Source organism: Mycobacterium branderi (assembly GCF_010728725.1).
Lineage (GTDB): Bacteria > Actinomycetota > Actinomycetes > Mycobacteriales > Mycobacteriaceae > Mycobacterium > Mycobacterium branderi.
Genome location: NZ_AP022607.1, coordinates 283,419 through 306,582, shown reverse-complemented (window position 1 = coordinate 306,582; position 23,164 = coordinate 283,419). Strand labels below are relative to the sequence as shown.

The 23,164-nt window shown below is 64.5% G+C and carries 25 protein-coding genes and 1 pseudogene; 12 read left to right on the top strand and 14 right to left on the bottom strand.

Annotated features, from left to right (window positions below):
• Positions 1 to 2 precede the first annotated feature (2 nt).
• The 5 genes from G6N47_RS26445 to G6N47_RS26425 are packed head-to-tail and all read right to left on the bottom strand — an operon-like array spanning position 3 to position 2,779.
• Positions 3 to 359, bottom strand: coding sequence for a hypothetical protein (locus tag G6N47_RS26445; protein WP_232080428.1), 357 nt, complete (start codon positions 357 to 359; stop codon positions 3 to 5).
• A 46-nt stretch (positions 360 to 405) separates the two neighbouring features.
• Complete coding sequence (locus G6N47_RS26440) at positions 406 to 861, bottom strand: hypothetical protein (protein ID WP_083132688.1); 456 nt, start codon at positions 859 to 861, stop codon at positions 406 to 408.
• Positions 858 to 1,643 (bottom strand): prolipoprotein diacylglyceryl transferase, encoded by a 786-nt coding sequence (locus tag G6N47_RS26435; protein ID WP_083132687.1) that lies wholly within the window; start codon positions 1,641 to 1,643, stop codon positions 858 to 860. Before G6N47_RS26435 ends, G6N47_RS26440 begins: the two co-directional genes overlap by 4 nt.
• Positions 1,644 to 1,703: 60 nt before the next feature.
• On the bottom strand, positions 1,704 to 2,255 hold the full coding sequence (locus G6N47_RS26430; RefSeq protein ID WP_083132686.1) for a DUF3558 domain-containing protein: 552 nt from the start codon (positions 2,253 to 2,255) through the stop codon (positions 1,704 to 1,706).
• The gene (locus G6N47_RS26425) at positions 2,252 to 2,779 is read right to left on the bottom strand and encodes a DUF3558 domain-containing protein (RefSeq protein ID WP_139799571.1); all 528 of its coding nucleotides are present in this window, start codon (positions 2,777 to 2,779) and stop codon (positions 2,252 to 2,254) included. The genes G6N47_RS26430 and G6N47_RS26425 overlap by 4 nt, the downstream gene beginning before the upstream one ends.
• Before the next feature lie 152 nt (positions 2,780 to 2,931).
• On the opposite strand from G6N47_RS26425, the gene G6N47_RS26420 reads away from it, so the two are divergent.
• Both G6N47_RS26420 and G6N47_RS26415 read left to right on the top strand, forming a co-directional pair.
• Positions 2,932 to 3,642, top strand: a complete 711-nt coding sequence (locus G6N47_RS26420; RefSeq protein WP_083132684.1) for a hypothetical protein — start codon at positions 2,932 to 2,934, stop codon at positions 3,640 to 3,642.
• Between the two features lie 32 nt (positions 3,643 to 3,674).
• On the top strand, positions 3,675 to 4,355 hold the full coding sequence (locus G6N47_RS26415; protein ID WP_083132683.1) for a hypothetical protein: 681 nt from the start codon (positions 3,675 to 3,677) through the stop codon (positions 4,353 to 4,355).
• Between the two features lie 163 nt (positions 4,356 to 4,518).
• On the opposite strand, the gene G6N47_RS26410 is transcribed toward G6N47_RS26415, so the two are convergent.
• Entirely contained in the window at positions 4,519 to 5,007 is a 489-nt protein-coding gene (locus G6N47_RS26410; RefSeq protein ID WP_163659895.1) for an ankyrin repeat domain-containing protein, read from the bottom strand.
• Positions 5,008 to 5,297: 290 nt separating this feature from the next.
• Here G6N47_RS26410 and G6N47_RS26405 point away from each other — a divergent pair, with 290 nt between their 5' ends.
• The 3 genes from G6N47_RS26405 (at position 5,298) to G6N47_RS26395 (ending at position 7,286) form a co-directional block, all read left to right on the top strand.
• A complete protein-coding gene (locus G6N47_RS26405) occupies positions 5,298 to 5,456 on the top strand; it encodes a hypothetical protein (RefSeq protein WP_163659893.1) in 159 nt (52 codons plus the stop codon).
• 401 nt (positions 5,457 to 5,857) lie between these two features.
• Positions 5,858 to 6,808 carry a hypothetical protein gene (locus G6N47_RS26400; protein WP_083132681.1) on the top strand — a complete coding sequence of 317 codons (951 nt, stop codon included), beginning with the start codon at positions 5,858 to 5,860 and terminating at the stop codon, positions 6,806 to 6,808.
• A 16-nt stretch (positions 6,809 to 6,824) separates the two neighbouring features.
• The gene (locus G6N47_RS26395) at positions 6,825 to 7,286 is read left to right on the top strand and encodes a hypothetical protein (protein ID WP_083132680.1); all 462 of its coding nucleotides are present in this window, start codon (positions 6,825 to 6,827) and stop codon (positions 7,284 to 7,286) included.
• A 578-nt stretch (positions 7,287 to 7,864) separates the two neighbouring features.
• Here the strand turns inward: G6N47_RS26395 and G6N47_RS26390 are convergent.
• From G6N47_RS26390 to G6N47_RS26375, 4 genes are all read right to left on the bottom strand, one after another.
• Positions 7,865 to 8,431 carry a hypothetical protein gene (locus G6N47_RS26390; RefSeq protein ID WP_083132679.1) on the bottom strand — a complete coding sequence of 189 codons (567 nt, stop codon included), beginning with the start codon at positions 8,429 to 8,431 and terminating at the stop codon, positions 7,865 to 7,867.
• Positions 8,432 to 9,248: 817 nt separating this feature from the next.
• A complete protein-coding gene (locus G6N47_RS26385) occupies positions 9,249 to 10,415 on the bottom strand; it encodes a hypothetical protein (protein WP_083132678.1) in 1,167 nt (388 codons plus the stop codon).
• A gap of 81 nt (positions 10,416 to 10,496) precedes the next feature.
• Positions 10,497 to 11,204, bottom strand: coding sequence for a Clp protease N-terminal domain-containing protein (locus tag G6N47_RS26380; protein ID WP_083132677.1), 708 nt, complete (start codon positions 11,202 to 11,204; stop codon positions 10,497 to 10,499).
• Positions 11,205 to 11,256: 52 nt separating this feature from the next.
• Entirely contained in the window at positions 11,257 to 11,958 is a 702-nt protein-coding gene (locus tag G6N47_RS26375) for a sensor domain-containing protein (protein WP_163659892.1), read from the bottom strand.
• Positions 11,959 to 12,426: 468 nt separating this feature from the next.
• Here G6N47_RS26375 and G6N47_RS26370 point away from each other — a divergent pair, with 468 nt between their 5' ends.
• The 3 genes from G6N47_RS26370 to G6N47_RS26360 all read left to right on the top strand — a co-directional run bounded on the left by G6N47_RS26370 (position 12,427) and on the right by G6N47_RS26360 (position 13,696).
• Positions 12,427 to 12,798, top strand: coding sequence for a hypothetical protein (locus tag G6N47_RS26370; RefSeq protein ID WP_083132675.1), 372 nt, complete (start codon positions 12,427 to 12,429; stop codon positions 12,796 to 12,798).
• Between the two features lie 109 nt (positions 12,799 to 12,907).
• Complete coding sequence (locus G6N47_RS26365; RefSeq protein ID WP_083132674.1) at positions 12,908 to 13,291, top strand: hypothetical protein; 384 nt, start codon at positions 12,908 to 12,910, stop codon at positions 13,289 to 13,291.
• A 78-nt stretch (positions 13,292 to 13,369) separates the two neighbouring features.
• Positions 13,370 to 13,696, top strand: a complete 327-nt coding sequence (locus G6N47_RS26360; RefSeq protein WP_083132673.1) for a hypothetical protein — start codon at positions 13,370 to 13,372, stop codon at positions 13,694 to 13,696.
• 189 nt (positions 13,697 to 13,885) lie between these two features.
• On the opposite strand, the gene G6N47_RS26355 is transcribed toward G6N47_RS26360, so the two are convergent.
• Entirely contained in the window at positions 13,886 to 14,194 is a 309-nt protein-coding gene (locus G6N47_RS26355) for a DUF732 domain-containing protein (protein WP_308206291.1), read from the bottom strand.
• Positions 14,195 to 14,490: 296 nt separating this feature from the next.
• Here G6N47_RS26355 and G6N47_RS26350 point away from each other — a divergent pair, with 296 nt between their 5' ends.
• From G6N47_RS26350 to G6N47_RS26335, 4 genes and pseudogenes are all read left to right on the top strand, one after another.
• Entirely contained in the window at positions 14,491 to 16,008 is a 1,518-nt protein-coding gene (locus tag G6N47_RS26350) for a hypothetical protein (RefSeq protein WP_083132801.1), read from the top strand.
• 424 nt (positions 16,009 to 16,432) lie between these two features.
• A pseudogene (locus tag G6N47_RS26345) lies at positions 16,433 to 17,458 on the top strand (IS110 family RNA-guided transposase); the annotation flags it as partial.
• 573 nt (positions 17,459 to 18,031) lie between these two features.
• A complete protein-coding gene (locus tag G6N47_RS26340; RefSeq protein ID WP_083132671.1) occupies positions 18,032 to 18,229 on the top strand; it encodes a hypothetical protein in 198 nt (65 codons plus the stop codon).
• 399 nt (positions 18,230 to 18,628) lie between these two features.
• A complete protein-coding gene (locus tag G6N47_RS26335) occupies positions 18,629 to 18,799 on the top strand; it encodes a hypothetical protein (protein ID WP_062894593.1) in 171 nt (56 codons plus the stop codon).
• A 1,135-nt stretch (positions 18,800 to 19,934) separates the two neighbouring features.
• On the opposite strand, the gene nuoI is transcribed toward G6N47_RS26335, so the two are convergent.
• From nuoI to G6N47_RS26315, 3 genes are all read right to left on the bottom strand, one after another.
• Positions 19,935 to 20,459 carry an NADH-quinone oxidoreductase subunit NuoI gene (gene nuoI / locus G6N47_RS26325; RefSeq protein ID WP_033725479.1) on the bottom strand — a complete coding sequence of 175 codons (525 nt, stop codon included), beginning with the start codon at positions 20,457 to 20,459 and terminating at the stop codon, positions 19,935 to 19,937.
• Positions 20,460 to 20,659: 200 nt separating this feature from the next.
• A complete protein-coding gene (locus tag G6N47_RS26320) occupies positions 20,660 to 21,808 on the bottom strand; it encodes a fatty acid desaturase family protein (protein WP_083132800.1) in 1,149 nt (382 codons plus the stop codon).
• A 94-nt stretch (positions 21,809 to 21,902) separates the two neighbouring features.
• Positions 21,903 to 22,676 carry a TetR/AcrR family transcriptional regulator gene (locus G6N47_RS26315; RefSeq protein ID WP_003876843.1) on the bottom strand — a complete coding sequence of 258 codons (774 nt, stop codon included), beginning with the start codon at positions 22,674 to 22,676 and terminating at the stop codon, positions 21,903 to 21,905.
• Between the last annotated feature and the right edge of the window lie 488 nt (positions 22,677 to 23,164).

The following is a 23,164-nucleotide window of genomic DNA, read 5'->3' as shown; positions in this document are numbered from 1 at the left end:
CATCATGCGCCCGTGTACATCGCAGGATTCAAACCGGTGCAGACGCCGACGGTGATGATCGACGTGAGCGCCCAGCCGATCATCAGCCCGATGCCCAGTGCCTTCGTCGAGGGCTTGCGCCGTGCGATCAGTGCGGCGCCCCCACCGAAGCTGATCAGGGCGAGCACCGCGGCGCCGATCCCTACCGCCGTGCCCATAGACAGATGCCCGCCGTTGCCGGCGTTGAGCACGCCGACCCCGACCGCAAAGTTGATCACGAAGTAAACGAACACTCCCGCAAGGACGTCACCGGCAGAGATCCGCGGCGCCGGCCACGGCTGCTGCGGCTCTTGGGGTTCGTCCGGTGGTGGAGCAGTCATGTGCGTGGTCCCTGTCGTTGAGTCAGTGGATAATTCGCGGTTGTCGCTATCCGGCGTAGTCCGCCGGGTTCAACCCGGTGCACAGGCCGCCGCTGAGGATGGACGCCAACGCCCAGCCGATTATCAGGCCCAGTCCCACCCCCACCGACCAAGGCTTGCGCATCACGATCAGCCCGAGGCCGCCCCCGAATGCGATGACCGCGAGCATCACGGCGGCTGTCACGATGACCGCGTGGTTGTGGCCCTTGTTGGAGGTGACCAGGAGCATGATGAAAGCGCAGAAGTTGATTCCCCACTGGATGACCGCGCCGGCCGCCGCCAAGCCCACGACATATCCGAGCGAGCTACGGCGCGGCGGGGAGTGCCAACCGGGATAGGTCGGCGGATCGTACGGGTGGCCGGGCGGATACGGCGGATACCCCGGTTGCTGATATGGCGGGTATCCCGGCGGCGGCCAGTTTTGATCGGGCGGCTCCGGCGCATCCGGTGGCGGGGTGGTCATGCGGGTGCTTCCTGCCGTGCGATCAGCCGGTCATAGTAGCCGCGCCGGTAGCCGTAGCGCAGCCGCAGGCCCACGACGACCAGTGACGGCAACAGAAACCATTGCGGCCGTGTCAATCCCAGCCACACCACCTCGTTGGCGCGGACGAATTCGACGAAGAACCGGAACGCCGCGTAGCCGGCGATGTAGATGACGAATAGCTCACCCGGTTGGCTGACCCGCTCGCGCAGCCACAGCAGAATGCCGAAAGCGGCCAGCTGGAACGCGATTTCGTAAAGAAACGACGGATGCATGGCCGCGCCGGTAAGGCAGCCCGGACATTTCGGTGTGGTGATAGGTGCATGTACTCCCCACGGCAGCGAAGTGGGCCGCCCCGGCGCTTCGGTCAGGTGACACCCGAGCCGGCCGACCGCCATGCCCAGCGCCACCGCCGGGGCGAACAAATCACCGGTCTTGCCCCGATAACCGCCGATGCGCTTGGCGACCAACACACCGACATAGGCGCCCAGCAGACCACCCAGAATGCTGCGCGACCCATACTCCCACGCCTGCGCCAGGCTGGGATTGAACTGAGGATCGAGGTGGCGGGCCCACCCGGACAGGCGCATGCCGATCGCGCCGCCGACCAGCGCACCGGTCACCGCGACCAGCGACTGGTCGTTGACCGCGTCGCGGCGGCGCGCCTCGGCGACGAAAACCACTCCGGCGGCCAGCACCCCCAGCCCGACGAACACCCCGTGCACGGGCACCACCAGCGGGCCTACCCGCCACTGCGGAACCACTCCGACAGCGTATCCGGCTGATAACCACATTCACTGTTGTCCGCAGGTGTCCGCGCGGAGTCAGTAATTGGTGGCCAGGCTCAGCTCCATCAACTTGACCGCCTGACGGCACGCATCGCCGCCCGGCCGTTGCGGATTGACCCACCACCCGACCACGCCCGCCGCATCGCTGGCCACCCCGCACGAGCCGCTGGGATCATCGGGTCGCATCACGATCGATGCCACGCCCGCGATCGACCGGGTCTCAACCCGATATTTCAGGTTCTCGGCGACCTTGCGCTCGCTGGCCAGGCTGCCCTGCTCGAACCAGAACCGGGTGATGTCAACCGGTCCGGCCGGGGTGGCGGCCTGCCAGCGGCAGATGGCGCCGACGAAACTGCGTTGGATATCGCGCGGGTCGGCGCCCACCGCCTTGGCGATGACATCGGTGGTGAGCACATCACACTCTTTGAACAGGTTGGGATACTGCTGCCGGGAACCGTTATGCGCTGTCTGACCGCCCGCGCCTGCTCTGACCGCGGTGCCGTCCACCGACCTGGTGCAGCCGCCCAACGCCGTCACTGCTGTGATGACCGCGCCGGCGAGGGCTCGCTGTGCAACGGACCGGCTCATTTCGCGTGAGCTATCGATTGATGGGTGAGTTCCCTGACCACCCCGCACGGATCAGGGAACGGTTTCTGCTGGAAGTCGACGGTCCACTCGATGAAGTCCCCGGCGAACCCGATCGCGATCTCACAGAAGTTGTCGCCCAACGCCTTTTGGCTGTCCTTGGCGATGACACCGTCGTGGCCGTCGATGCTGATGTCCTCGACGCTGGTGTGGTCCACGGCGATGATCCTGCGTTCGCGCCCGATCGGGCTGCCGCGATACCAGGAGAAGCTGAACTGTGAGCCGCGCACGTCCCCGCCCGCCAGCCACTGACAGCCCACCGAACTTTGGGCGGTGTTGATCAGGCCGCGCTGCTGAGTCACGGCGGTGACCACCTGGTCGCTGATGCCGCCGCATAGTGGAAAGAACGGTCCACCGCTGCCCTGCGCGGGTGCGGTCGGCGCCGATGGCTGCGCCGGCCGTTGTTCGACAGCACCCAGCGCCGAACACGCTGCCAGCAGCGGGATCATCGCCGCTGTGCACGCCATTCGACTATTGAGTCGTAGCATTGCTATGCTAATCTCCATCTGATCACAGTTCTACTGTAGCGCTGCCGTGCTCGGTGAACGATCAGCAGAATTCTGCGGGGACATCCCGTAGCGGTACCGGAGGATGAGCTCGTGTCGCAAGCAGGTGCCTGGTGAACGGCATCGCCGTACCGGTCTGGGCGGAGGCGCTGTTCGTGGCCGGTTTCGTCGTCGTCGTCGTGGGCTGCGTGCTGGCTGCCACCAGCCGCGACCGGCGCCAGGAGCGCCGCGTGTACTGGTACGGCTGGACGCTGACCGGGGCCCTGTTGGCCGCGGGCGCGTCGTTCCGCGGCTGGCAGATCTCGGCGATCGTCTTTTGCCTGGCGATGCTCATCGTCGTCGTGCGCGCCTACTTCCGGACGCCCTACATCAAAATCGGCGGGCGGATCTACGCGCTGCTGGACGCGGACAGCCGCCCCGATCCCGACGAAGGCGACACCCCCGCGCCGCGCGCCACCACCGCCGCCGAGGCCTACGCCGTCTCGCCGACGAAACGGTACTGGCTGCTGGTCACCATGATCGCCACGGTGGGCGTTGCTGTGCTGCTGGCGGGCTGGGCAGCACCGACCATCGGCGCCGCCGCCTTCCTGGCGGTGGCGATGCTGATCTACGGCGCGGGCGACGCCGCCGCCGGCGCGCCGGTCTTCCGCGGCCAATACGTCCAGGCCGTCTTGGCGCTGCTCATGTCAATCCCGGCGTGGGGGCTGCCGATAATCGCTTACGGCCTAGGCTATTTGGCCGCACGCAGCCGGCGGGCCGGGCATCAGATGCCCGCGGTGCCTGTGGGAACACCGACCGCCCACCCGCCGGCGACGGCGGACTGAGGAATACAGCCGCGCTATGGGAAGGTGGCGTCATGCCGTGGTATCCCGGTTCTGACGGGATCAGCACCGGCTTTTGGGACGGCCAGGGGTGGCTGGCATCGCTGACGGCGGATCATCTGATCCTCGCGGGCAGACCGATCCCGCTCGATGACATCGTGGAGGTCGCCTACTGGAACCACACGATCGTCGCCGTTCCCGGCCCGACAAACAACCATACCGGTGGAATCTATGTGTACCGGGGCTTTTCGGTTACCGATGTCACCGGGCAGACGAGTGCCCTCGATCTGGACAACCCGACCAGAACAAATGTGCCCGAGAACGAGGTGGCGTGGCAGGGGCTGGCCGGCATCTCCCAACGGTTCATCGAACCGCGCATAGCGCAACGCATCCTGGCGACGCTGCGCGCCGGACAGGAGTACTCGATCAAAGACGGCCGGTGTTTCCTCACGCTGTCCCGCGACGGGTTCACCGCACGATTCCTGCGCACAAAAACATACCCGTGGTCCGGCTTCGACGGTGTCGAGATCAACCCGGTCTTCAACAACCTGACGGTGCTATCGGGAAAGCACGGGCAGGCACGGGTGTGGGCACGCTCAGCACCGAATCGCAAAACGCACATCGTCACCGGGCTGGAAACCACCACGCCCAATGCAGTGGTGCTCTCGACGCTGATGCCTATGTGCGCGGCGGCATTTGGAGTGCGGGTCGTCTAGCGAACAAAACGACATGCGGCTCGGTGCGGGTGCCTCCGGATGCGCAATGCTGTGGCGTTGCGCGGCCGACTTGAGCCCGACACGGGTCTATCTCCGTTCATGAGCCCTCGCTGGCAGCTCTTTCCATACGGTCGCTCCCGGCCACCCACACGGCTGAGCTACATCACAGCAAGTCCGCGAACACCTCTCGCGTCTCAGGTGTGCCGAGGCGTTGTACGAATTCCACCGGGGTGGAGCCATTCGATGTTTGCGCATGAGGGTCGGCCCCATGTTCGCGCAGGAGACGTGCGATGGCGACGTCAGCTGGTGTTGTGTTGTTGTGCACAGTCTTGTAAAGCGCTGTTTCCCCGCGGTTATCAGCGGCGTTGGGGCCGGCTCCAGCTTCGAGCAGTATGCGCACAACATCTACGCTGTCTCGTATAGCGGCTGCGTGCAGCGGTGTGAGTCCTTCGAAGTCGGCGGCGTTGACGTCCGCACCTTCGTTGAGGAGCTTAGTGGTGTCCGCGATCTTGAATTCATTGTTCTTGCGGAAGTTCTCCGCGGCGAGTGTCGGATCGGTCTGCGCCGCAATGTATTGCAGATCATGCCGTGTGTCTCCGACGGCATAGTGCAATACCGTTCGGCCCGCCCGGTCACGCTGATTGATCTTCATCAGCCCTCCCTGGTAGTTCGTATTTGTGATTCTCGTTGCCGGGCGCATCTCGATCCGGTACAGCCCTGGCTGGTTGTAGTACTCGATCTCTTGTCGGCGGGTGCGGTGTTCCCGGATGGACCGTCTCGAATCTGGCTTGTCCTGCAGCGATCATCGCCGCAGAAGCCGACTCCATAACACCGCTGGCACCATCACGCCCCCACTCAAGAGGTCGTACTTCGCAGCCCAAGCATGCGCCCGGTTATCGGTGCCTGCCATTCCGGCTGAACCTTTGAGCACCCGGCCAACGGGTGGCCGTCCGCACCGGCGTCGTTGTGGACTTGCCGTCAGGCGTCGCCCGCCTGTTTGATGACCTGTGGGTCAACGTCTTGGGTGATGGCCGCATCGCGGTGTTGAGCGCGATCACCTCGCTGGGCGCGTGCAACGACACATCCGCCGAGTCCCTTTGAGGCGCGGACGGACCCGCCACCCCAGCAACCGGCACTACCGGCAAGTCAGAGCCAAGTGCCCCCACAACGGGTTAATTTCCGTACAGAGCGCGAATTGGCGCGAAAGGTGCTACACCTAACCCTCGAAGGGTGGCCGATGCAAGGGCCTACTTAACGAGTCCTTGCGGGACTGGCTCGGCTGATATCGCCCGAACCCGATCGCCACTGGCCCGGGACGTTTGGGGCATGGCGCATACACTGCCTGGCACGGCGCAGGTGTCCGGCGGTGGAATCAGTGTTCAGGCTGAACACTGATGCAGGTGGGGGCGGCTGTGGCTGAGCGCTTGGAGCGGGCCGCACAGCCCGGGCCCGTCCCCGTCGCCACTAGTGGGGCCTCACCGATCGACGCGGCAGCAGCCGGTGTGGCGCAGGCGGTTCAGACCAAGGTGGCGACGATGTCGGCGCAGCTGGCCGGAAAGGGACCACAACTGCAGACCACAGCGCAGGCAGCCGTCCAGGCATTGCAGGCCCAAGACACCGACAACGCGGCCCTGATAGCGGAAGTAGGCACCCAATCGCAGGCGTCAACCACCAACGGCCAAGGCCGCGACGACACGGTGCGGGCAGCCGACTATGGCACCAAGCCGGAGTCACCCGCCGGGCTAAGACCCGAAACTCCTCCACAGTCACCGAATCTCGACTTGCCGCCACCACCGGCCGACCCTCCCGTGCCCGATGACGTTGCAAAGTATGGCTCTCAGACCGGACCCTTCGATAAGTTCAAGGCGACAATGAATAAAGCAGAAGCCGAAGCACTGGTCAAAGGGTATTTCAATGCTCATGGTTATGAGCTTTCAAATTCCATGATGGACCACTACCTTGCCAACACCGGCAATCCGTTCACGCTGCCGGACTCATCGATGAACACGATTGTCAACGATGCGGGTGTGGTGCCGACTATCCGGCGTGACGTGAATAGCTCGGTGCAGCAGGCTGTTGCCAACGCTGCGAGTGATCCCACGTTGTACGGGAAACCGCAAGCCATCACGACTCCGTATTCCTCGGTGCTCGCGCAAGACCCGGACATCACTTGTGGAATCGGGCATTTCTCCGTATCGACCTCGGCGCTCGTGACAGTGAACCCGCCTGATGCCGAAGGTCGCGTCACCTATTCGATGAGTTATCGAACCAATGTCTATGACTATTACTACTTCCACCAGTCCGAAAATTGGGGCAGCGGCGACCCACTGCACGGGGCAAAGCAGTCCGTCGATTCCGATATGCGACAACTTGAATCCGCCGGCTGGGCGAAAAGCTACCGGGTGTATGGATCGTCGGGTGTCTCGTCACTGACGGGTACATATGGTGGTTAAACCCAGATATCTGTGGATGGCACCGGCGGTGGCTCTCACCGTTATCGGGACAGTGCTGGTCCTATGGCTGGCATTCGACCACAGCGGGATTCGCCACATCGCCGATGCGGGGAAAGTACGTGCCGCCGTTAGTCAAACGGGTGATGTCCACCTTCCCGCCGATGCGAAGATCACCATGGCCACGATGACTGAAGACCCACAGGGCGGTGTCGATATCAGCCTCGTCGCAACCTTTGGCACCCGTGCTACTGCCGCGTTCCTCACGGAATCCGAAATCGACCTCAACACCCCCAACCCGAGCCAGACCATGAGCACTTGCCGTGGGTTGGCGGCGGACTGGCCAGACCGCACGATCACCGAGACCGCAGAGTCGGTATGCGTGCGCGACCGTCGCCCGGGCGGCGTCCAACGTGACGTCATACTCCAACCGGACGGCGGCGGCACCACCACTGCATACATCAAACTCTCCAGACCTTAAGGGGCCGGTGGCGCCATGGATGCGATGACCAATCCGCACGATCGGGTCCTGGGCTACGACGGGCGCGGATTTCGGGGCCATCGTCGGCGTGGCGCCGCGCCCGCCTGCAGCAGTCAAAGTCGGCAGCCATGTCGGGATTCACCTGTACGGCCAATGCCGCGACACGTTCGACCACCGTTCCGACCATTCCATACTGTCGGTCGACATCAGCAACGAAGTTCGGTAACGGTCACTCTGCGAAAGAGTTGCGCGTGCCGTATTTTCAGCAATGACCCCCACGCGTCAAGCTTGAGATCTACAAGAAGCCAAGATGGAATCCCCGATGAGGTCGACGCCTTCGTGTCGACGTGGCCGACTGCCCAGTCGACGATGGGCGGGCACTCCCCAAGAGGGTGAGTAGTTCAACCGCAGCACTCAATTGCGCCAGGCACAAGCCGGTCGAGGCGCACCTCAGCCTCGTTTGGCTGGCCAGTAACCCGCGTCGAAAAATGACACCATCAGCACGCTCGACGGGCGTGCAGTGCGCTGGATGCAGCGTGGGTGTAAGGCTGTGGCGCCTGGCTTCGTGTGGTGCGGTTTCAGGGAATGACGAATTGCACGACGAAGCCCGTGGATTCGTCATCGTTTTTCGCGCCGGAGCCCACCTGGCGGTAAACACCGCCGCTTGCGCGTTCGCTTCTCAATTCAGAGCTGGGAATCTCCAAGTACTCGAGGGTGGTGCACTGCGCGAATACCCCAGAGTCATACCACATCTCAACAAAGGATGGGGATAGGTCGGCTACTGGTCCTTGCTGTGATGGCGGTGGTGGTGGACATCCCGCGGGCCGAAAAAACGGCACTCCGCCCTGAGCGTGGGCTTGGGCGACATATGTATTGACATCTCTTGTCGGAGCTTTGAACGCGCCGCTGATGCTGATGTTCGCTGAGCCGAGTGCTGTGTGTAGCTCGCAGGCCTTGATCGGCAGAAATGAGCTCGGTATCGAGAAGCCTTTCGTCTGCGCGTCGATCTTTTTCACAGCTTCGGCGGGCGGAATCACCTTCAGCGATTGCTTGCCGATGTCCGCGCACCCCGCAATTAACTGCAACGCCAGCAGTAGCGTCCCAACTTTGGATAAGGCATTGACCGAACCGTGGCGCAGGATCATGACTCGCCTTGAAACGGATCGGCACTTCCTGAGCCGGTTATGCGGAAATGCTGCGCCACAGCAGCTGCTTTCGAGGTCACGGCGAACGATGAAGCTAACATATTGCTACCATGCCTCGTGACAAAGGCTGACCTCCCGAGGCCGTGTTCCGGATTTTCAACGGGGCCTTCTGTACGCGGCAACGGTAGGCGGTGGCGCGTCTTATGCCAGGCTAGAGCGGCGAGCTGTGTTCTCGCACAACGGAGACAGCCTTCAAGGTATTTCTACTCGACTTCTCAACGGGTGCCGGCTCGACGCGCGGCGCAGCGGGCCGGGCCGGCGGTGCCTTCTCGCCGGGAGTTGCGGGCGAGGTACCGACCGTGCCCGAGCGCGGCGGTGCGGATCCTTCCCTGTGGGTTGGAAGTCGTTGATCCGGACGTTGTCCCAGTGGGGACCTGGTGGTTTCGCCGAGCACGGCGTGGATGGTGCCGGCGGTGACGCTCGGCCGGGCGCACGGTGACCGCCTACCCGTGGTGAATGTGGCGGTGGAGGTAGTCACCGGACAACACGGCGACTGCGCCATCCCGGTCGAGGCGCCGGCCGGCGATGGATCATTGCCTGGGTCGACGGCCAGTGCACGTGACTGGGTTGCCGTTGCGGATCGGATCCGCTGCAGGCCTGTGGATTTCGGTGGCTTCGCTGACCTCCAGGGTGGGGCCGTGGTGGCGGCTGATGGTCACATCGCCTTGGCGATGCGGTGTCTGCGGCGCTCACCGTGGGCGCGTGGGCATCGACACCGTTTTTCGGCTTCGGGCGCGTGCCCGAATTCTGGGGCGACTCACGTCAGCTGCCCGCCCTGGGATGGCGGTTGCACATAACCTCCGTCGCCGGCATAGCCCTCGATCGGCCGCAACGTGTAGTCATCGGAGACGACACCGGTCTGATAGTAGGTGTCGAACAGGCAAGCCGCCTCCTCGGCGGTGAAAACCTCGGACTGGCAGACCGTTTCGGTGCTTCGCGGCAGCACGATCGCCACATCGCGGGCCGCTCCGGGCGGCGCGGGGTGGCCCAGTGCTGAGCGGACCGAGACCGCGCCCCACTGCTGTCCGCCGGGCTGGCGGACTTCGACGGTCATCGCCTCGGCCGTGCCAGCGGCTTGTAAATATCGCACGGCGGCTTGGTCGTGTTCGGCGCCGTCCGGCGGGCATTGTTCGAGGACGATGGCCCACGTGTTGGTCCCGTCGAATTGCAGCAGATCGGCGGCGAAGTTGCCTCGGTGCCGGCCACGGACCAGTTCGACCCAGACCGAGGGCCGGTCTTCGCGGATCCACTGAAGGCGGTGGGTGGGTGTCAGGCTTTTCATGAACGCGGCGTAGGCGTCTGGGCCTTTGGCGTAGGCGGCGAGCAGTTCGAGCACGTTGGCCCGGCTGTTGGACATGGTGCCGTGTTCACCGCGGGCCAGGGCGGCCTCTGCGAGCTCGGCGGCACGCTGCCCGTTGCCAGCGGCGATCAGGGTGGTGATCTCGCGTTGCAGATGGATGGGGCGGGCCGGGTCATCGCCGGGGGCGTGGACGACGGTGAGGAAATCGGCGACCGTGGGGTGGCGTGTGATGAACTCGCTGCGCACCGCCAGGTAATGCTCAACGATCTCGTCGCATACCTGGTCGGGCTGATCTGCCTTCGACACCGAGCGATTACCGGTGTCAATGGTGCGCGCCCGAATCTGGAAGGCTCCGTTGATGCGGCGGTTGACCCGCATCCGCGGGCCCATCGACACCTCGGGCATGAACGCCGCCCACAGCACCTCATCAAGCGCGAGGGGTTTGATCTCGATCGTCCACCCCACTTCCTCCGGGTTCCAGCCGGCCTTCGCTGTGCGCAAGTACAGCCCGATGGAACTGATGTAAACGTCGTCGACGAGGAATCCTTCGTCGGACACGAAGCGCATCCCGTGCCGCCGGCACGCCCGTCGGAACGCCGCAGACCACTCCTTGGTGCCGATCATCAGACGCCAATCTTGCCGTGGGTGGCCGCAGGCACGCTCGGCGAAAGGCAAGGCTGATCCTCCACATCCAAAGCGGTCACGCTAGGCCGGGCCTGCCGCGCGGTGACGGATGTCGGCCAGGCTGTCGCGCAGCGCAAGCCACACCGCGGCCAGGCTGGCGGCGGCAGGCAGCTCACCGGGTATGGTGCCCGGCTCGTCGACCTGGTCGCCAAGGTCGGTGGCGGCGGCGCGCGCAAGCTCGACCAGCGTGGGGTCGGTGACCTCCAGCGTCAACAGGTCGCCGGCGGCGCGGATGCGCATGGTGCGCCGCCCCGCCTCCGCCTCCGGCACTGCCCGATCTTCCTCGGTTCGCGGCGCCGCCGTTAACCGGTCGAGCACCGCCGCACGCACCTCGAGCAGATCGTCGACCCGGTCGGCAAGAACTTGGGCGCCACGGGCGTCGGGCTGGCTGACCAAGGCGAGCAGCAGGTGCTCCGTGCCGATGTATGGGTGCTGCAGGGCGAGGGCTTCGCTGAGCGACTGCTCGAGCGTGCTCTTGGCGCGGGGTGTGAACGGGATGTGCCCGGTGACCGCGTTATGGCCTGTGCCGACCTGCTCGATGACATCGCGGCGTGCTGTGTCCTCCGAAACACCCAGGCCGGCCAGCGCCCGGGCGGCCTGCGTCTCGGGCCGGCGCAGCAGACCCAAAAGGATGTGCTCGGTGCCGATGTAATCGTGCCGCAGTTCGCGCGCAGCTTCGCTGGCCGCCACGACCGCGGCCCGCGCCTGGTCGGTGAACCGCTCGAACATCCACTCATCATGCGCCCCTGCTCAGGGGTGCAGCAGCACCAAATTCGGGGGCCTACCGGGTGGGGATTTTCGCAACGATCTGGTGGGCGATCTGTGGCGCCGCCCGGTCGGTCTTGTCGCCGCTGCACGTCTCGACGTCGGCAATGACGTTGTTGGCCACCATCATCGCCCGCTGGCAGAACCAGTCCGGTCCGGGCTCTTGGGTTTTCGACGTGGTCAAGGCGCCCTGGGTGGTGGCGACGGATCCCACACTCCATGCCAGATCGGGTTGGTTTTCCTTGGGATCGAAGAATCGCCGGTTCGCGCAACGACGCCAACTGTCGGTCGATGCGGTAAAAAACTCGGTCGCCAGCCGAGCCGATCGGAACGCGACGACCACCTGGATGGCGACGTGATCCCACTGGGCCACCTCGCCCGGCTCATTGAGTTGCCGGCCGCGGATGGCGCTCCATCCGGTGCCTGCATAGACCTTGCCCTCCCCCGGCATGGCCACCGCCCGGCAATCAATATCAGCGACATCTTCCTCGGTGGTGCTGTCGAAAGCCATCCAGACCGTCATGTCGGTCGCTTGCATGGCGGCATTGATCTGGTCGGCCCCCAGCAGCAGCCCATCGAGCGCGCTCGCCGCGACCGGAGGTGGCGGCAACGGGCCTAACGTGTCGGCGGGGACGGCCCTGCCCTGGACGGTCGAGGTGCACCCGGCGGCCAGCACGGCTACGAGCAGGCGTGTCAGAGCCGTTAGTGACCGACGCACCGTTGAGCCCACTGTGCTGTCATCGTCCCTCCCCCAACGAGTCGGCCGGGCCCGGTGGATCTGGCCCGGACACATGGTTTCACGGCCGGGTGCTTAGTCGGCGGCCATCAGCTGAGTTGGCAGTGACGGTGATCGGTGGTGCGCCGCCGGCGGGTTGACTGCGCGGCGCCGGCGTCGCCTCGTTGCCGGAACGGCCTTTTCGTCTCCGCCACAACGACACGATGCCTTCCTGTTCGCCCGCCGGGCCGCGGGCCGCCCCGGACACGGTTGCCTGCCACTGGCCAGACGCCGAACTCCGGGGCACGCGCCGCGGGCAGAATAAACAAGTAGGCATTGCCGCTTCCAAAATCCTCCGCTGACTGACCCCCTGCCCGAGCCGGCCAATCAACAGGAAACGCCCCTTGCTGCGGGCTTGCACCGCTATGGTCCTCCGTCAGCGCCAAAACCGGACACCGAGGGGATCAAGCCATGGCCGACCGCGACGCGGAGAGCGTCTTTTTCATGAATCCTCAGGAGGTGGTGTGGGAGCTGGCCCGCACACTGATCCGCGGCCAGCAAACGTTGGCCACGATGCGCCGCACCGTCGAAAGCGCCAAGAAGGTAGCCGCGGCCGCTCCGGCTGAGACCCAACAGGTAATAGATGCGTTCAACGAGTTCGAGCGCAACTGGTATGAGGCGGCGCTACCAAGCATGGTGGCCAGTTTCAAGCTGGCCGTCGAGGTCTATGACACCTTCGGTCCCGGCGACACCCGCATCACCGACCCTGTCGATGCCGCGATCTGGAACAACAAGCATCACGTGTGGACCGCCGAGCTTGGCGGGACGCCAACTACTGAATAGATGATGTGTCAACGATTTTCGTTGTTGGTGCTCAGGATTCGGCGCGTGCAATCGCCGGGGTCGCGCGATTCTCAGCACCCGAGGCCGGTAGCTGCTTACCCTTGTCTCTGTGGAGTCCCCCACCGATCGGCCCGGCGCGACGCCGCGGTCGGTGAACCGGTTCCAAAAGCATTGGATGTGGTTCATCGGCATCCTCGCCGCATTGGGGCTGCTCGGGTTCCTGTTCGCCGTCGTGGCGATGTTTCCCCTGGCCATGGCCACCGACGTATGCCATGAGGGCAGCACCGAGAAGGTGTGCGAGCTATCAGCGACCGGCCAGAACGTGCTGGTCATGATTCCGTGGGGGTGTCTGTTCGCCGGCGTTTGTGGCGCCGTCGCGGGCGCGGGCATCGCTGCACGCTTCCGCTGGACGCCTTTGCTCGGGATCCCGGTCGGCTTGGCCGTGTATTTCGCAATGATTCCGGTCGGCTATGCGATTGCCCTCCACACGTAGTACAGATAGAGCCATCCAGCTTCCCGGAGCGCAGGGCGCCGCAGATCGTCGGAAGCAACCGCCATTAAGGGAGACATCGTGAGCCTATTCAAAAGAAACAAGCAAACCGAACCAGCTGCCGGAGATACTAAGGTTTACTACTCCACCCCTTTCGGCGATACAAAAGACGGCAAACAAAAGCTTTTTCTGCTGGGGCGCGACGGTATGCAGTTCTTTCCTGTTTTTCGCAGCAGGGAGTCGATGATCGAATTTTACGAGCGAATGAACCGCGCCGGGTACATGATACTTGAGGGCGACATAGAGAGTGTGCTGGAGACGAATCGCTCAATTGAGTTGATGAAAAACGTGGGAATTGTAATTGAACCGTTGAGTGAACACCCGGTTGAGATCACGCCGACCGCTTGACGGACGCTGAGTGCCAAGGGGCGCTGTTGATCCGAGCGGCGAAAAAACTGTGAGCAGGCGCGTCGGCACTCGTGCCGCTCGCTCCGGGATCCACGTCTGAGCATTCGTCACAGTGACGCACGCGCCCCTGATAGCAAGACCCGCCCGACACTCGGCACGCGTCAATGCCGAGCGCAAACCGAGCCTACGTCACTTTCCGGCTACGTCGCCTTGAAGCCCGCTGGTCGGGCTCTCGGTTCCCGGCGGCGGTTGGTAGCCGGCCGCGGAGTTTCGCAGCTGCCAGATTTGCTCCGGACAGTACTGACTGACCGCGTAAGAGACCAAGTAGTTGGCCGAATACTCGTCGTTGGGGGTGACGTCGTTCTTCACATCCCCCATCACCTGGGCAAAACCCTCGCCGCCGGTGACCTTGTCGCAAATCGTGTGGCCGTAACCGATGGGGTCGTTATTCGGGAAGTTGTACGCGCGCCGCACCGTCACGTTGTAGAGGTAATCCACGTCCGGTGATGGAACGGCATGTGCCGGTGCAGGTACCAGCAGCCCGACTCCACTGATTGCAGCGGCGAAGGCGAGGGGTATCGCCGCGTGGCGGCAGTTCCTGCGACTGAAGTACCGGCGGCTCATAAGTTTCCCCAACGTGGACGTGGCTGGCTGTGCGCTGAGTCTAACGCCGGTCATGTCGCGATCAACCTTCCCGGGTGAAATGGCTGCTGACGCTGTCCGGAGCCGACCGCGCGATGGCCTGTTGCAGTTTGGCGCGGAACGCGCAGTGGAATCCGTGCGAGACTTCTGGGGTGCCGGATTGGACCTACCATCCGTTGCGCCCGATCTCCAATGCCGTTCTGGGCGAACGGCGCACCCAGTTACTGGCGTTGCGTTTCTTGGCTTTGCTGGTCACTCGTTTTGGCGGGCGGCGCTGGATCCCGCGGGTGTTTGACCATCCCCCCGTCCCGCCGCAGTTCATCGGCCGGTTCGGCGCGTCCGTGCCGGCGGCGGTGGCGCGGGAAGCCATCGCGGTGCTTCCCGTGCAGGGCGCCAGCGTGATCGAAATCGGCCCGGTGGGACCCGGCGAGGTCGAAGCGGTTCGCGCCGCGGCGGCTGATCGACGATGCCGAGTCATCGCGGCCGCAGCCACGGCGCAGGTGCGCGAGGCCATCGCGCCCTATGTCGACACGGTGACGGATGGGTCCGGCCCGGGCATTGTCCGTCTCGAGACCCCGCAGATCCGCATCGCGCTGGCTGCGCTGAGTGACGAGTCGGTAATCGTGCTGGCGCGTCCGTCAGTGTTGATCGCCGCGGGGCCCGGCTGGTTTAACCGGGTGATCGAAGCAGCCATCCCAACGTCGCCGCCGCCGCGGTGGCGCGACGTCCCAGTCAGACCGTGGCGGTGGCCGGCATGGGTGTGGGGCATCCTGGTGGGCCTGGGAATGATCGTCGCTGGCCTGGGCGCAGCTGCGATCGCGCTGGGGCCGGTGCTGTTGTGGTATGACCGCGACTACCTCGGGCGGTCGGTGGCGCAGCTGCATCACATCAATGAGCATCTGATCGGATTCCTGCAGCATGACCGGCTCACCATGGCCGGCAACATGATTGGCATCGGCGTGCTCTACCTCGGGCTGTCGTGGGGCGGCATCAGGCAGGGGCACCGCTGGGCGCGCAACGCGTTCCTTGTCTCCGGTCTGATCACGTTTCTCACGTTTTTCTATTTCCTGGCCACCGGTTTCATCGAACCGCTGCACACGCTGGTTGTCGCCGCCTTGTTGCCGATGTTCATGGGCGCTGTCTGGCGGGCGCCGTCGGGTGCGCACTGGCCACCGATCGCGGAGGGTCATGAGCTGCAACGGCGCCGGGCGTTGTGGGGACAGCTGCTGATGATCGGTGTCGGTGCGGGGTTAGCCGTGGCCGGGATCGTGATCTCGGCGGTGGGTCTGACAACTGTTTTCGTTCCCACCGATCTGGAATTCCTCGCCACCAGTTCCGCCGGCCTGCGATCGGTCGACACGCATCTGCTGCCGTTCATCGCGCACGATCGCGCCGGGTTCGGCGGCGCCCTGATCGGCGCCGGGCTGGCCGTGTCGCTGATCAGCCTGTGGGGGTGGCGCCGCGGGCAACGCTGGGTCTGGTGGTCGCTGCTCATTGGCTGCTTGTTCGGCACCGCACCCGCGCTGGCGATCCACTTTGCCATTGGTTACACCCATTTCGTCCACTTGCTGCCGGTGTATGTGCTGGTGCTCGTGGTGAGCTGCGCCCTCGCCTTGTCCAGGCCTTACCTCACGGCAGCGGTGGGTGACCGTGAACCGTCCCCGGTGTGATGCCAGCGTTCGGCATGTGTGCACCCCTTGCAATGGGTGTGTGCCGCCCATACCCGGCCATGGTGAGAGCCGCGGAATGCGCTGCACGACGTGCCGGATCGGGACAAATGTTCCGAAGGCTTCCGCTGCAGTCGCTTTGCGGATTACGCTGATAGCGCCCTGGTCGCCGCGCCTGGCTGTTGAACAATCTGGCTCATGCAGGAGCCCTCCGCAGATTTTGTCGGCGTTGGCGATTCGACGGGACTGGTGCGACCGCGAGGCAGCGCCGTGCCGTGTCGCCTGGGCTGCGCACCTTTTCCGGTGCCGCCAAGTGGCTGGCTAGATCATCATCGTGCCGGCCCAGGTGCAGGGACTCACGGTCATCCGATCGCGCCATCACGAGCCTCGGTCGTGATCGACGCACCGGCGAAGAGGAGCAGCGCTTGTGATCGTCATTGGGATCGACGCGCACAAACGCACCCACACGATGGTCGCCATAGACCATCGTGGCCGCAAGCTTGGCGAGAAGACTGTCGATGCGACGACCGCAGGCCACCTTGCCGCCATGCGCTGGGCGCACACCAACTTTGGCACCGATGTCGTGTGGGCTGTCGAGGATGTTCGCGCCATGACCGCCCGCCTGGAACGGGACCTGATGACCGCCGGTGGCCAACGCGTGATCCGGGTGCCGACGAAGTTGATGGCCGGAACCCGCAAGTCGGCGCGCACTTTCGGAAAATCTGATCCCATCGATGCTTTGGCGGTGGCCCGCGCCGCGCTGCAGGAACCCGACCTTCCGGTCGCCACCCATGATCCGTTGTCGCGTGAGCTACGGTTGCTCGCCGATCGACGAGACGACCTCGTGCACTACCGAACCGGGATGATCCAGCGGCTTTTGTGGCGGGTACACGAACTCGATCCAACACATCGACTTCGTCGGGGGGCGTTGATTTGGCGCACGCAGCAAGACGCGCTGGCACAGTGGCTGGACAACCAGCCCGGACTGGTGGCCGAGATTGCCCGCGACGAACTGGCCGATATCATCGCCGTGACCCCGACTATCAACGCCCTCGAGCGGCGGCTGGCCGCGACGATCCGGGAAACGGCGCCGTCACTGATCGCCTTATATGGATGCAGCACGCTGATGGCAGCCCGCATCATCGGAGAAGCGGCGGACCTCAACAGGTTTAAGAGCGAGGCGGCATTCGCCGCCTATTGTGGTCTGGCACCGAGCCCACATTGGTCCGGGTCGGGCCCCCGTCGGCTGCGGTCCTATAAGTCAGGCAACAGAGCGCTCAACGCCGCACTGCATCAGATAGGCATGATCCAAATCAAAAAGGGCGGGCCGGCGGAACCGTATTACCGACGGCGGCGCGATGATGAGCACGACACCCACGGTGCAGCGATGCAGAGGGTCAAACGGCGCATCGCTCGCACGGTTTACGCCCGGCTGCACGCGGACCGCAAGAATGCGCCGTCGGCGACGCCGGTCACCGACAGCACCGGCGACGGTGTCCAGGCCGGGGTCCAGCGCCGGGCGGCGCCGCGCACAGACACGCACGCACCGCCGACCCGATCGACCGTGACATCCCCGCGACCGGTGGGCGAACATGTAGGCATAGATGAGCTGGTTGCCATCAACGACAGGTGGGCGGCCGCCCTGGGATTGTAAGTCGTTCCAGATATACCTCCGGCGGCGTAGTCTGCCCGGGTCTGGCAGTGCTGAGGTCTCAGTGCCGCAGGCGATTTCGGCGGTCCGCCGCTTGTTGATGTTGTGAGAGCGCTTGTTTCGCCCGCCCTCGTTGTTCACCGTTTGGCGCCGGTGTGCCACGGTCTTGATTGGCTACACCGACCAGCTCGGCGCGGGTCGGGCGTGGCGGCGCGCACGACAATTTTGTGCACAAAGCATCCCGGGCGGGTGAATACGCTGAGGAAAGGCCGCTCGTGTGGGTGTGGTGCGCTAACGGGCCGCGGGTCGATGGCAGTGGCCGGCTGTGCAGATCGGTATTGCAGCAGGCGAATTCGGCAGGCGGGAAGGAGACTGATGAGCACGGCGACCGACGGCACGCGGGGGATCGACGCCACGACACGTGGTGCGGCGCGCTTTTTCTGGGCGTGGCTGATCCTGGCGGCGGGTGTCTCGGTGGCGGGCAATGTGGCGCATGCAATCTTGAACGCGCCGAGCGGAATGGTGAAGCTCGCGGCCGCCGCCGCGGTGGTAATTGGTAACTGGCGTTATTGAAATCGTCCGAATAGCGCGTTCGGGCAGATATCCCGGTACTGGCATGGCCGTGTCGGCGGACTCCGCCCTTCGTGTACAACCTGCTAACGGTGGGGCGTGCGGTTATGGCCATCGATGTTCTTGTTGCACAACGGATTCAGAGCACCGTTCGGCAGCCGGGTTACCTGAAGGCGTGGATCCGCGACAGCTGAGCGTGGAGCGTGTGTAGCGGCACCCGCGGTCCGAGGATCGGTCCGGGGCGGCGTTCCTTGTGACCTCGGCGCTCGAGTCGCGGCGCCACCCCGAACTCGTCGCCGCCGAGCACGGCCTGGTGGCCGGCCGCAGACGGTTCTTGTCGTGGGCGCTCACCGATGCCCTCGACACCGGTGAGCTGTCCTCGAAACCGAGCCTGCCACGATTGTGGAGATGCTGTTGGCAGCGCTGCTGGGGATGGCATTGTCGGCCAGCCATATCGATTTCGACCTGGGTTCCCGCGACTTCGCGGACACGTTCGGACAGCTGCTGTCCGCTCAATCGTGGCGATCCGAGACGGTGAGCTCCGACACGATTGTTGACCGTCCCTGTGTGTGACGACCACGGCGGGATATTTATCATTTGTCTTGCCGATAACCGATGTCGGGGCTGACCGTCGTCTGCATCATCACTGTGCCCACGATCGGCCCGGCTGACCGTCGTCTGCATCATCACTGTGCCCACGATCGGCCCGGCTGTCCGGCGGCGCCACCAACTTGCCGATTCGGTCTCGGCGCAGTGGAGATTCGTCTGGTCGTCGGCGGCAGTGACGGCGGCTGATCCAAATCTGGTGTCGTCCAACACGAACTGACCCCTGTACCCGCCCGCGGGCGATAGGCAAGGCTGATGTGTCATGGACTGGCTGCACGGTGATCGTTGCCCGCACCGCCGAACTCGCCGAGCACCTACTCGCCGACGGCGAACTACGCTGCCCGCGCTGCCGCCCCGGCCAGCTGGTCGCCTGGGGATACGGGCCGGCGGCGCACCGTGCGCGACCGCGACAGCACCACGGTGACGGTGCGACCCCCTCGCACCCGATGCGATCGTGCTCATCAACGCATAGCGTGATACCCGCAGCCCTGCAACCACGTCACGCCGACACCACCGCGGCGATCGGAACAGCATTGCTGCACAAGCCAAATGGACTTCGACACCCGGCGCATCGCGGTCGCCGTCGATCGGCCCGTGTCCACGGTGCGGCGCTGGCTGCGGCGCCTACCAGCGGCACACCTGGAACGCATCTACCAAGGCGCCACCCGACAGCCACTGGAACTGGACCCTGATGTTCGCTGCGCAACACCGCAACCTGCTGCATCACGCGTTGTCGATCCTGTCGGCAGCCGCCTACTGTGAACGCCACCGGTAGGGCATCGACGACCCGCCCTGGACCCTGATCGGGCCTACACCCGAGGTCGCCTCTTGTCGCCACCGGCCTGAGCCTCATCATGGCCCCCGCGAGCCATCGGGAGCGCCGTTCGGCACCCCGCCGGCGCCCGTCACCACGACGACCATCACGTCGCCGCGCCGACCAACCCGTCACTTTGCAGACCAACTCCCGATATCACGTCCGCACCGACAGTGACGGCATCATCTGCATACTCAGCGACGGCCAACAGAGCGCAACGCCCGACGCCAACAGCATCACTTCGTTTGGCGGAGGTACGGGTCCGCGTGTCCGCGGTCAACGACGTGGTCACCGGGCTTCCCTGTTCGCCGCGGCGATGTTGTCGAGGTAGTAGTCGCGTTCGGTGCTGCCAGGCGCCATCGGGTGCGGCGGGGCCGCCATACCGGGCTGCAGTGGCGCCAGCAGCTGGTCCTTGCCGTAGATCAGGTCGGCGCGGTTGTCGTCGGCCATTTCGTAGTCGTTGATCATCGTCAGGGCCCGCGTCGGGCAAGCCTCGATGCAGAACCCGCAGCCGATGCAGCGCAGGTAATTGATCTGATACACCCGCCCGTAGCGCTCGCCCGGCGAAAAACGTTCGGCCTCGGTGTTATCGGCGCCCTCCACGAAAATCGCGTCGGCCGGGCAGGCCCACGCGCACAGCTCACACCCGATGCACTTCTCCAACCCGTCGGGCCATCGGTTGAGCTGATGGCGGCCGTGGTAGCGCGGCGCCACCGGGCCCGGCTTCTCCGGATACCCCTCAGTGACTGGCTTCTTGAACATCGCCGAAAACGTCACGCGGAAACCCGCGATGGGTTTGAGGAATGTAAACATTTGTGCCCTCCTGGGATCGGGCCGACTTCGAGTGCGCCGGGCCTGCTGCGCTGCCTGCCTCCGAGCTTGGCCACGTCCACATGAACCTGAGACCCAGACTAGGCCGTGTCATCAAACGGCGTTCCTCGAAACAGCCCTGCCGCATCACCTCGACGAGCGGGAACATCAGTACGCACCCGAATCCGAGAGGCTGGGACTGTCTAAATAGCGGTGGATCCGACCTTCATTGTCTGGTGTGCGTCATCGAGGTGGTCAGGTTTGTGGGCGTCCATTCCGTCAGCATCGGGGGCGGGAAGCCGATCCGGGAGTGCGAGCTTGAAGATGGTGCGCACGGTCCCTAGGTATTGGCGTGCGAGCGGACCGGTCGTGTACGGCAGGTCGAAGCGTGCGCATATGGACCGCACTTGTGGTGCGATCTGCGCGTAGCGGTTGCTCGGGAGATCCGGAAAGAGGTGATGCTCAATCTGGTAGCAGAGGTTTCCGCTGAGGAATGCCAACACCGGCCCGGCGCGGAAGTTCGCAGTGCCAAGCATTTGTCGCAGATACCATTCGGATTTGGACTCATCGTTCAGTGCGTCGGGCGCGAACTTCTGTGTGTCCTCGCCGAGGTGTCCGCAGCAGATCACCACGTAGGCCCACACATTTCGCAGCAGGTTGGCGGCCGCGTTCGCGGTGAGCGTGCGGCGCCATCGTCGAAGACTCAGCGCGGGAAAGATCAGATAGTCCTTGCCGGCCTGGCACGCCACTTTCTGCACCAAGGCTCGGGTGAGCGCGGACTTGGCGGCGCGCTTCTGCTGCGACTCCCAACCCTGCAGCGCGATGCCCCACTCGAACATGATGGCCAGCAATACGCTTCGTAGCGGCTGCAATAGATTGCTGCACCGCCACTGCTGATCACGGGTGACCCGCATGATGCCGTATCCGAGGTCGTCGTCCTCGCCGATGACGTTCGTAAACACGTGGTGGCGGTAGTTGTGGGCATAGCGCCACTGTGAGGAGACGCCGACCATGTCCCACTCCCAGGTGCTGGAGTGGATTTCCGGGTCGTTCATCCAATCCCATTGACCGTGGCAGATGTTGTGACCGAGCTCCATGTTCTCGATGCTCTTCGCGGTGGCCAGCGCGGCGGTTCCCAGTGCCCAGCCGGGCCCGCTTCGGCTGGCGGCGATCACAAGCCGTGCCGCGAGGTCGAGGCCGCGCTGAAACGCGATGGCCCGCTGAATGTATGTCCGATCTTGTTCACCGCGCGAATTCTCGATGTCGCGACGGATTGCCTCCAGTGCGACACCAAGCGCCTCGAGGTCCACCTCCCGCAGGTGAGCGTATTCGGCTGCGTCTGTTATCGCCATCGTCGTCTTGCCCAAGTCTGCAAATAGTTTGGGGGTCATACCTATTCGCACAGAACGACGGTGAGTTTGGAAAGCTTGCTGCGTGTCATCGAGGTCACGTCCGTTCGTGGTCGCCTTGTTGAGGCTCGGTGGTGTCCGCGGGAGCGGCGCCGGGGATCGTGAGGCGCACGGCCAGTCCGCTGAGCAGAATGTCGAGTCCGCGGTCGAGTTCAGCCAGTGGGTCGTAGGAAGCCCAGACCGGTGCGAGTTCGCGTAGGTGCCCAAACTGGTCGATCGGAAGCCGGTGTAGACCCAGCCGCAAGACGTGGTCGGTTTCCTCCGGCCGCTCGACGATTTCCTGCAGTTCGGTAAGTACGTGCCCGTACAGGAACCCGAACAACGCCCGGTAGACGTGCAACGCGTCCTCCCCGGTGAACCCGGCCCCGATGAGCAGGGTCAGAACCTCTTCGAGATGCCGCAGGATTCCCGGTGGGCGCATCCCAAGCGGTGTGGCCAGCGGCCGGGTGACCAACAACGGCACCACGTTGGGGTGCGCACGTGCCAGATCTCGGAATTCGTGGCCGAGCTTGCGTAGTGCAGCGGCCCAGTCCGGCGTTGTGGTGTCCAGCGAAAGCCGTTCGAAGACCATCTCGACGACGCCGTCGAGCACCGCGGCCTTGTTCGGCACATGCCGATACAGTGCCATCGGGTCGCGCCCGACGGCCTCGCCGAGCCGCCGCATCGAGAGCCCGTCGACGCCGTCGCGGTCAATGATCTCCAGGGCGCTGGCCAGGACCGCCGCACGGGTGATCGGCCTGCTCTCACCGTCGGCCTCGTTGTTGCGGGATTCGGGCGCGGAACTTGCAAGGCCTGCTGGTGGTTGGGTCATGGATGCTGCCGCCTTCCGGGCGTATCTCCAGTGTTGATCTCCACCGTAGGCCTACACTGTAGACATCGCAATGCCGAGTCACCTCCAGGCTGTTGACACAGTATGTCTATGCCGTAGATATACACCGTTGACAAGCTCGACGATGTGGCGTGTACTGGACTTCTAAGCATCAGTAGAGGCGCCGCCATGATCGACATCGTTGGACCGGTTGCCTTGCTCGCCGGTGGTCGTGGGGTTCACCGGGGTGCTGACCAACACGGGCTCGCTGGCCTATCGGCCGCGAATGGCGCCGCATTCGGCGATGACATCACCGCGCCGACGCGCACCCCTCCGTCCTCGGGGTCTTCGTTGGCGCATTTCGACGCTCGGCTTGAGCGTGCAGCCAGCCGGTGTACGGCGTTCCGCGGGACAGGGCGAGCCGCCCGCCACGATCTGGAGATGTCGCTGGCTCGCCCGGCAACCAGTCTCGCCCATGTCTTCATCCCGCG

What these genes read in the sequence shown, in the direction of transcription:
- G6N47_RS26415 (WP_083132683.1), top strand. Translation starts at nt 3,675, where the DNA reads ATGCCGTGGTATCCCGGTTCTGACGGGATCAGCACCGGCTTTTGGGAC.
- G6N47_RS26430 (WP_083132686.1), bottom strand. Translation starts at nt 2,255, where the DNA reads ATGAGCCGGTCCGTTGCACAGCGAGCCCTCGCCGGCGCGGTCATCACA.
- G6N47_RS26390 (WP_083132679.1), bottom strand. Translation starts at nt 8,431, where the DNA reads ATGATCCTGCGCCACGGTTCGGTCAATGCCTTATCCAAAGTTGGGACG.
- G6N47_RS26380 (WP_083132677.1), bottom strand. Translation starts at nt 11,204, where the DNA reads ATGTTCGAGCGGTTCACCGACCAGGCGCGGGCCGCGGTCGTGGCGGCC.
- G6N47_RS26320 (WP_083132800.1), bottom strand. Translation starts at nt 21,808, where the DNA reads ATGGCGATAACAGACGCAGCCGAATACGCTCACCTGCGGGAGGTGGAC.
- G6N47_RS26410 (WP_163659895.1), bottom strand. Translation starts at nt 5,007, where the DNA reads ATGAAGATCAATCAGCGTGACCGGGCGGGCCGAACGGTATTGCACTAT.
- nuoI (WP_033725479.1), bottom strand. Translation starts at nt 20,459, where the DNA reads ATGTTTACATTCCTCAAACCCATCGCGGGTTTCCGCGTGACGTTTTCG.
- G6N47_RS26440 (WP_083132688.1), bottom strand. Translation starts at nt 861, where the DNA reads ATGACCACCCCGCCACCGGATGCGCCGGAGCCGCCCGATCAAAACTGG.
- G6N47_RS26425 (WP_139799571.1), bottom strand. Translation starts at nt 2,779, where the DNA reads ATGGCGTGCACAGCGGCGATGATCCCGCTGCTGGCAGCGTGTTCGGCG.
- G6N47_RS26395 (WP_083132680.1), top strand. Translation starts at nt 6,825, where the DNA reads ATGGCACCGGCGGTGGCTCTCACCGTTATCGGGACAGTGCTGGTCCTA.
- G6N47_RS26315 (WP_003876843.1), bottom strand. Translation starts at nt 22,676, where the DNA reads ATGACCCAACCACCAGCAGGCCTTGCAAGTTCCGCGCCCGAATCCCGC.
- G6N47_RS26445 (WP_232080428.1), bottom strand. Translation starts at nt 359, where the DNA reads ATGACTGCTCCACCACCGGACGAACCCCAAGAGCCGCAGCAGCCGTGG.
- G6N47_RS26385 (WP_083132678.1), bottom strand. Translation starts at nt 10,415, where the DNA reads ATGATCGGCACCAAGGAGTGGTCTGCGGCGTTCCGACGGGCGTGCCGG.
- G6N47_RS26370 (WP_083132675.1), top strand. Translation starts at nt 12,427, where the DNA reads ATGGCCGACCGCGACGCGGAGAGCGTCTTTTTCATGAATCCTCAGGAG.
- G6N47_RS26340 (WP_083132671.1), top strand. Translation starts at nt 18,032, where the DNA reads ATGAGCACGGCGACCGACGGCACGCGGGGGATCGACGCCACGACACGT.